Source organism: Rouxiella badensis (assembly GCF_002093665.1).
GTDB classification, from domain to species: Bacteria; Pseudomonadota; Gammaproteobacteria; order Enterobacterales; family Enterobacteriaceae; genus Rouxiella; species Rouxiella badensis.
Genome location: NZ_MRWE01000047.1, coordinates 26,007 through 33,393 on the forward strand (window position 1 = coordinate 26,007; position 7,387 = coordinate 33,393).

The window sequence follows — 7,387 nt, forward strand, 5'->3', positions numbered from 1 at the left end:
AAGAAATGCCGGTGTTTTCTCCTTTGTCTCCCCGCACTGTGCTAGTCTCGATAATTATCAGAAAACCCCTTTTTCTCTATTATCGCAACAGGTTATCTGGCGACCATCACAGGAGATCCAGCGTGAGCAGGGCTAAGACAACGCAGACACCAGCTCCCAGAGCAACCATCAGGGACGTGGCCAGCGCCGCCAAAACGGGTAAAACCAGCGTTTCGCGTTATTTGAACGGGGAACAGCATCTCCTTTCCGATGCGTTGAAAGAACGTATCGAACGGGCCATTGCCCTGTTGGACTATCAGCCTAGCCAGATGGCGCGTAGCCTCAAAAGTGGCGAAACACGCCTGATTGGCCTGATCATTGCCGATATTACCAATCCCTACTCTGTCGAAGTCATGCGTGGCGTTGAAGCCGCCTGTCGCCAGCAGGGTCTGACGCTGTTGGTATGTAACACTAACAACGAATTCAATCAGGAAAAACATTACCTGCAATTGCTCAGCAGCTATCGCGTAGACGGCATCGTGGTCAATGCGGTCGGCATGCGTGAAGACGCCATCTCGTCGTTGCAACAGTCTCAGCTGCCGATGGTGCTCATCGACCGCAAAGTGGCCAATTTCTCCTGCGACGTTATCGGCCTCAACAATGCCGAGGCAACGACCGAAGTGACCCAGCATCTTTTGGATCAGGGTTTTGAGGCCATTCTGTTCCTCAGCGAGCCCGTGACCATCAATACCCGTCTCGTGCGCCTGCATACTTTCCTCAAACAGATGCAGAAAGAGCCGCAAAAATTCGCCGAGCAGGGTGAGGTGGAGCTGAATGACAGCGCCGGCCTGGAAAAACTGTTGCTGAATTTTACCGAGCGCTATCCGGACAAACGACGGGCGGTCATCTCGGTGAACGGTGCGCTGACGCTGGTCATCGCTCGCACTATGCGAAAAATCGGCATAGTCTGGGGTAAGGATATGGGTCTGCTGGGATTTGACGATCTCGAATGGGCAGAACTGGCCGGTGTCGGGATAACCACGTTAAAACAGCCCACCTACGACATGGGATACGCGGCCCTGGGGCAACTGGTGAAACGCATTCAGGGAAGCGACGAACCTATCCAGGAACATGCATTTTCGGGTGAACTGATCGTTAGAGGTTCAACCCAACCGATTTAAGTCACACTCGACACGACAGCCTAAAATCGTGACGGCTGTCTCGTTCTTGACCCACAAGAACCTATTTTCCTGATAAGCAACTTCCACTTGGTACCGGTTCCAGTTAACGTAATGTTAACAGAAACTACGCCTGTGATTAAAATTGGCCTACCTTTAATATCGGGTCTACTGCGCTATTTGAATTTTCTATCCGCTGGTCTCAGACCATCTTTCAAATTTTAAACAACGCGACGTCGCTTTAAGGATATTGGCATGAAAACACCAGAGAACGGGGCTGAAATCGTTATTGTTACCGCTGCTTATGGCTACCAGGCAGTCAAAGATTTAGGCGGGCAAACGCCTTTGCTCAAGCATATAGCCGAGGCCGGCGCCGACGGCGTCGAGATCCGCCGTGAACTGTTTACTGATGGAGAAGTTAACGACCTCAAGGTACTCGGCGAAAAAATCCGCCAGCACGGGCTGTTTGCATTTTATTCGGTCCCTGAATCGCTGTTTCTGGAGGACGGCAAGGTTAACCCTTCTCTGGAAAGCTTCCTTATTGAGGCCGACAGCCTCGATGCACGAAAGCTGAAGATTGCCCTGGGGGCTTTCGTTCCGGGTGAAGATCTTACGCCGCTAAAAGTTCTGCTCCAACAGCACGCCGTTGAACTGGTGGTAGAGAATGACCAGACCAAAAACGGTGTCCTGCATCCGATGAATGCCTTCTTCTTTGCCGCAGAGTCTTTGCACCTTCCTGTCGCGATGACCTTTGACATGGCTAACTGGCTATGGGTGGGACAAGACGCGCTGGAAGCCGCTAATACACTCCGTGAACACGTCAGCTATGTGCATGTGAAAGCCGCCGAACAACGCAATGGCAAATACCATGCCGTGGCGCTCGACGACAGCGACGGCAGCTGGAAACCTGTGTTGGACGCCCTGCCACGCCATGCCCCACGCGGCATTGAATTTCCTTTAGAAGGCGATGACCTCACCGCCGTGACCCGCCATTACGTTGAATTACTGCGTAAGGAAGCGAAAGAAGCGTAGCGATAATCAGGTGGCAAGATGAGTCAAATCTTCAATAAATGCAGCCAAAAGTGTCGATATTGCCAATTTTCTGAGGGAAAGGAGCCTAAAGATGAGCAAGGTTAAATTAGCCGCCAAACGTTGGTGGTTCATAATGCCCATCATTTTTATCTCCTACAGTCTGGCCTACGTCGATCGTTCTAACTTCAGCTTTGCCGCCGCCGCCGGGATTAATGAAGATCTCGGCATGACCAAAGGGATGTCATCACTGCTGGGCGCCCTGTTTTTTCTCGGCTATTTCTTCTTTCAGATCCCGGGAACGATTTACGCCGAGAGACGCAGCGTCAAGAAACTGGTTTTCTGGTGTCTGGTGCTGTGGGGCGCTTTTGCGTCTTTAACCGGCATCGTCAACAGCGTTCCGGCTCTGTTGATCATCCGTTTTATGCTCGGCATTGTCGAGGCTGCGGTCATGCCCGCCCTGCTGGTGTATATCAGCAACTGGTTTACCCAGTCGGAACGATCGCGCGCCAATACCTTTCTGATTTTGGGAAATCCAGTCACGGTGCTGTGGATGTCGGTGCTCTCGGGCTACCTCATCCACGCCTTTGGCTGGCGTGAGATGTTTATTTTTGAAGGGATACCTGCGGTGATCTGGGCTTTCTTCTGGTGGTTCCTGGTCAAGGATAAACCTTCAGAAGTCAGTTGGTTGAGCAAGAACGAGAAGCAGGCATTGGCCGATGCACTGGCCGAGGAACAGGACAATATCAAGGCCGTCGCTAACTACGGTGAAGCGTTCCGGTCGCGCAATGTCGTTCTGCTCTGTATTCAGTATTTTACCTGGAGTATCGGGGTTTACGGCTTCGTTTTATGGCTGCCTTCTATCCTGCGCGCCGGAAAATCGATGGGCATGGTGGAGGCCGGTTGGCTCTCTTCGGCCCCGTATCTGGCCGCAACAATTGCCATGATTCTGGTGTCATGGGCCTCCGATAAACTGCGTAACCGCAAACTGTTCATCTGGCCGTTATTACTGATTGGTGCCGTAGCCTTCTTGGGCTCATGGGCCGTCGGTCAGCATAATTTCTGGATATCTTACGGCCTGCTGGTCATCGCGGGGGCAGCAATGTATGCGCCTTATGGTCCGTTTTTCGCCATTATCCCTGAAATGTTGCCCAAGAACGTGTCGGGCGGCGCGATGGCGTTAATCAACAGCCTCGGCGCGCTCGGCTCCTTTTTCGGTTCCTGGTTCGTTGGCTACCTTAACGGCAGCACCGGGGGTCCGAATGCCTCGTTTATCTTTATGGCGAGCTCCTTGCTGGTCTCCGTCATCCTGACCCTGATGGTCAAACCGGAAAAAACGTCGGAACCGCTTGAGGCGCACTAAAATAGTCTTTATTTTAATCAGATAGTTGTATTTCTAAACGAACAGCTTTACTAAACGCAGAGTCTACCTAATCGCTAGCTTGATGGAGTAAGTAATGAAGCCGTCTATTGTCCTCTACAAAAAAATCTCAGCCGATCTGCTTAAACGCCTGGAACAGCACTACTCAGTCGTTCAATTTAATGGAATTACAGCCGAAAACCGCACGCAGGTTTATGAAGCCCTGGAACAGGCTGAAGGTTTAATCGGGTCCGGCGGCCCAATCAACAAAGAACTGATCGACCACGCGCCTCGCCTGCGCGCCGTTTCAACCGCCTCTGCCGGATTCGACAGTTTCGACGTCGCCGAACTCAGCCGTCGCGGTATTCCGCTGTTGAACGCACCAGCAGCCCTGACCGATACCGTTGCCGACCTGGTGTTCTCACTGGTGCTGGCCGCGTCGCGTCGCGTGGTTGAGTTGTCTAACCGCACCAAGGCCGGCGAATGGGATGGCAACGCGCCAGCCGACTGGTTCGGTCTGGACGTGCACCATAAGACGCTCGGTATCGTCGGCATGGGCCGCATCGGTCTGGCGGTGGCGCAGCGCGCCAACCTCGGCTTCGACATGCCGATTCTCTACAACGCACGCAGCCAGCATGCCGAAGCCGAAGAACGTTTTGGCGCGCGTAAATGTTCGCTCGACACCCTGCTGGCTGAGTCGGATTTCGTTGTCGTTATCCTGCCGCTGAGCGATCAGACTTTCCACATCATCGGCAAAGAACAGTTCGCCAAGATGAAATCTACCGGCATCCTGATAAGCGCAGGACGCGGTCCGGTTATCGACGAGCAGGCACTGATTGAAGCGCTGAAAGACGGCACTATCTACGCCGCCGGTCTGGACGTTTATGAAAAAGAGCCCATGGCGAAAGACTCTGGCCTGCTGAAGCTGGATAACGTGGTCACCCTGCCACATATCGGCTCTGCGACCGCACAAACCCGTTATGACATGGATGCACTGGCGGTAGAAAACTTGATTACCGCACTGTCAGGCGAGACCAACGAGTTCGTGGTCAACGCGAAAGACCTGAAAAAATCCTGATTTTTTTGTACGCCAGTGCTGAAGGCGCGACCTCTGTTACCCCAACGGGACAGAGGCGCGCCCCAGTGTCTCTCGCCCTCTCTTTTCATGAATCTGCATCTTGGTGCTTCATCCGATTGCACTGCTTTGACGCAGGCGTTAAGGTGGGCATCACTTTCTGATAACACTACAAGCTTGCTATGACGTTTTCTGTTTTCGGCGAAAAATTTACCCGTTTTTCTGGCATTACCCGCCTAATGGGCGACATGAATGACGGTTTACGTACCCCCGGTGCAGTGATGCTCGGCGGTGGAAATCCGGCTCAAATTCCTGAGATGCAGGCCTATTTCCAGGAATTACTGGGCGATATGCTGGCCGAGGGCAAACTCGCCGAAGCGCTGTGCAACTATGATGGCCCACAGGGCAAAGACGTTTTGCGTCATGCGCTGGCTAAAATGCTCAATGAAGAACAGGGCTGGGAACTGACCGCAGACAATATCGCGCTCACCAACGGCAGCCAGAGTGCGTTCTTCTATCTGTTTAACCTGTTCGCCGGTCGTCGCAGCGACGGATCGCTGAGCAAGGTTCTGTTCCCGCTGGCACCTGAATATCTGGGCTATGCGGACGCAGGCGTAGAAGAAGACCTGTTTGTTTCGGCGAAGCCGAACATTGAGCTGTTACCGGAAGGTCAGTTTAAATATCACGTCGATTTCGATCATTTGAATATCGGTAACGATATCGGCCTCATCTGCGTATCGCGTCCGACCAACCCGACCGGTAACGTGCTGACCGACGAAGAGCTTTTCCGCCTCGACGCGCTGGCGCAGCAGCACGACATTCCGCTGCTCATCGACAATGCCTACGGCGTGCCTTTCCCGGGGATTGTCTTCACCGATGCAACGCCACTTTGGAACCCGAACATTATCCTGTGCATGAGCTTGTCCAAGCTTGGCCTGCCAGGTTCACGCTGTGGGATAGTGGTAGCCGATGAGAAAATCATCAAGGCAATCAGTAATATGAATGGGATCATCAGCCTGTCTCCGGGCAGCGTGGGGCCTGCAATGGCCAGCGAAATGATTGCCCGTGGCGATTTGTTGCGACTGTCTCAGGAAGTCATCAGGCCGTTCTACTATCAGCGCGTGCAGGAAACCATTGCCACGCTGCGTCGTTATCTGCCGGAAGAACGCTGCCTTATCCACAAGCCGGAAGGCGCCATTTTTTTGTGGCTGTGGTTCAAGGATTTGCCGATTACCACTGAGGTACTTTACCAGCGTCTTAAGCAGCGCGGTGTGCTAATGGTACCGGGCGACTACTTCTTCCCAGGACTCGAGCAGCCATGGGCGCATACCCAGCAGTGTATGCGCATGAACTATGTTCCAGAAGCGAGCCAGATTGAGCGCGGTGTGGCTATTCTCGCCGAAGAGATTGAGCGAGCACATCAGGAACATCGCATCGCCTGAGGTAATGACGTCTCAGGTTCATGATGTTAGTAAATAAAAAACCGGAAGGCCTGTGCGGCACTTCCGGTTTTTTTTTGGCCTATTCGGCCCAATAATCTCGGTTAAGGCTTACTGCGGCGTATTTTCCAGCGCCCGATTTTCAGGTGGGGTATTATCGGTCGCGATAGCGATACGCTGTGGCTGGAGTGCCGGTGGGACATCGCGCACCAGGCTGATGTGCAGCAGACCGTTCACGAACTCGGCGGACGATACCTGCATATGCTCGGCCAGCGTAAAGCTCAGGGTAAATGCCTTACAGACCAGACCCTGATGCAGATATTCCACTTTGCTGTCAGGCGCGGCCGGTGTACCACTGACGGTCAACCTTGGACCTTCAACCTCGATATTAAGCTCGCTTTGTTTAAAACCGGCAAGCGCGAGGGAGATGCGATAGTGATTATCGTCTGACTTCTCAATATTGTAAGGGGGGAAATTGAGGTCTCCACCCTGCAGCGAGCTGGCTAATTTATCAAAGCCAATCCATTGACGCAGAAGTGGTGAAAGATCGTGGTTACGCATATTAACTCCTTCAGTGAAGCGAGATGATGACATTCTTCTGCGGTGCGCCGGCGCAATGCCGCGGCACAGCCTCCTTACGGCAGGCTAAACAGAAGTTTGTTTTTTAATTAAACGCTTAAAAAATTAGATAATTTCAATACGTCGTGGCTTTGAGGCTTCCGGCACGACACGTTGCAAATCTATATAAAGTAAACCGTTACTCAAATTGGCCGATTTAACGTGAATATGTTCCGCTAATTGAAATTTTCGTTCGAAATTACGTTCGGCAATCCCCTGATATAAATAGGTCCGCTCGGCGGGAGCTTGAGTATGTGCGCCTTTTACCACCAGCAAATTGTCCTGTGCGGTGATATCTAATTCAGACTCGGCGAAGCCTGCCACGGCAATCGCGATGCGATAATTATTTTCGTCAACTAATTCAACGTTGTATGGAGGGTATCCCCCACCCTGATTTTGACCAGATTCGATCAGATTAAACAGTCGGTCGAAACCAATCGCAGAACGGTACAGTGGAGAGAGATCGAAATTACGCATTAAAACTGCCTCCTAATATTGCAGCGAGGAAAATAAAGACCTTCCATTTGGACAGATCGATAACGCATAAATACCCTAACGGCGTATTCTTTTGCAGCGTCGTATGATAAAAATGGCGTTGAAAGAGTAAATTTCAAGTTCTCTAAAAAAAATTTTTTTATTTAAAAAAAAGACCGCATTGGGGGTCCTGGCAGGATTTATGCTGGCTGATTTTCACCGATCGCCGCGATTC

Annotated in this window: 7 protein-coding genes; 5 read left to right on the forward strand and 2 right to left on the reverse strand. The window is 52.0% G+C overall.

Translation table 11 applies throughout. The annotated features are described in order from the left end of the window. The first annotated feature begins 122 nt into the window (after nucleotides 1-122). From BS640_RS20420 to BS640_RS20440, 5 genes are all read left to right on the forward strand, one after another. Nucleotides 123-1,160 (forward strand): LacI family DNA-binding transcriptional regulator, encoded by a 1,038-nt coding sequence (locus BS640_RS20420; protein WP_084913244.1) that lies wholly within the window; start codon nucleotides 123-125, stop codon nucleotides 1,158-1,160. A gap of 252 nt (nucleotides 1,161-1,412) precedes the next feature. Continuing rightward, on the forward strand, nucleotides 1,413-2,189 hold the full coding sequence (locus BS640_RS20425) for a sugar phosphate isomerase/epimerase family protein (protein WP_017490393.1): 777 nt from the start codon (nucleotides 1,413-1,415) through the stop codon (nucleotides 2,187-2,189). 91 nt (nucleotides 2,190-2,280) lie between these two features. After that, nucleotides 2,281-3,549, forward strand: a complete 1,269-nt coding sequence (locus BS640_RS20430; protein ID WP_017490394.1) for an MFS transporter — start codon at nucleotides 2,281-2,283, stop codon at nucleotides 3,547-3,549. Nucleotides 3,550-3,643: 94 nt separating this feature from the next. Then, complete coding sequence (gene ghrB / locus BS640_RS20435) at nucleotides 3,644-4,624, forward strand: glyoxylate/hydroxypyruvate reductase GhrB (RefSeq protein ID WP_017490395.1); 981 nt, start codon at nucleotides 3,644-3,646, stop codon at nucleotides 4,622-4,624. Nucleotides 4,625-4,803: 179 nt separating this feature from the next. Continuing rightward, the gene (locus tag BS640_RS20440) at nucleotides 4,804-6,063 is read left to right on the forward strand and encodes a valine--pyruvate transaminase (RefSeq protein WP_017490396.1); all 1,260 of its coding nucleotides are present in this window, start codon (nucleotides 4,804-4,806) and stop codon (nucleotides 6,061-6,063) included. Nucleotides 6,064-6,171: 108 nt separating this feature from the next. Here the strand turns inward: BS640_RS20440 and ibpB are convergent, their stop codons facing one another. After that, nucleotides 6,172-6,621, reverse strand: coding sequence for a small heat shock chaperone IbpB (gene ibpB / locus BS640_RS20445; protein WP_017490397.1), 450 nt, complete (start codon nucleotides 6,619-6,621; stop codon nucleotides 6,172-6,174). A gap of 123 nt (nucleotides 6,622-6,744) precedes the next feature. Next, a complete protein-coding gene (gene ibpA, locus BS640_RS20450; protein ID WP_017490398.1) occupies nucleotides 6,745-7,155 on the reverse strand; it encodes a small heat shock chaperone IbpA in 411 nt (136 codons plus the stop codon). Between the last annotated feature and the right edge of the window lie 232 nt (nucleotides 7,156-7,387).

Coding starts and splice junctions, on each gene's coding strand:
- ibpA (WP_017490398.1), bottom strand. CDS start 7,155: ATGCGTAATTTCGATCTCTCTCCACTGTACCGTTCTGCGATTGGTTTC.
- BS640_RS20440 (WP_017490396.1), top strand. CDS start 4,804: ATGACGTTTTCTGTTTTCGGCGAAAAATTTACCCGTTTTTCTGGCATT.
- BS640_RS20430 (WP_017490394.1), top strand. CDS start 2,281: ATGAGCAAGGTTAAATTAGCCGCCAAACGTTGGTGGTTCATAATGCCC.
- BS640_RS20425 (WP_017490393.1), top strand. CDS start 1,413: ATGAAAACACCAGAGAACGGGGCTGAAATCGTTATTGTTACCGCTGCT.
- ghrB (WP_017490395.1), top strand. CDS start 3,644: ATGAAGCCGTCTATTGTCCTCTACAAAAAAATCTCAGCCGATCTGCTT.
- ibpB (WP_017490397.1), bottom strand. CDS start 6,621: ATGCGTAACCACGATCTTTCACCACTTCTGCGTCAATGGATTGGCTTT.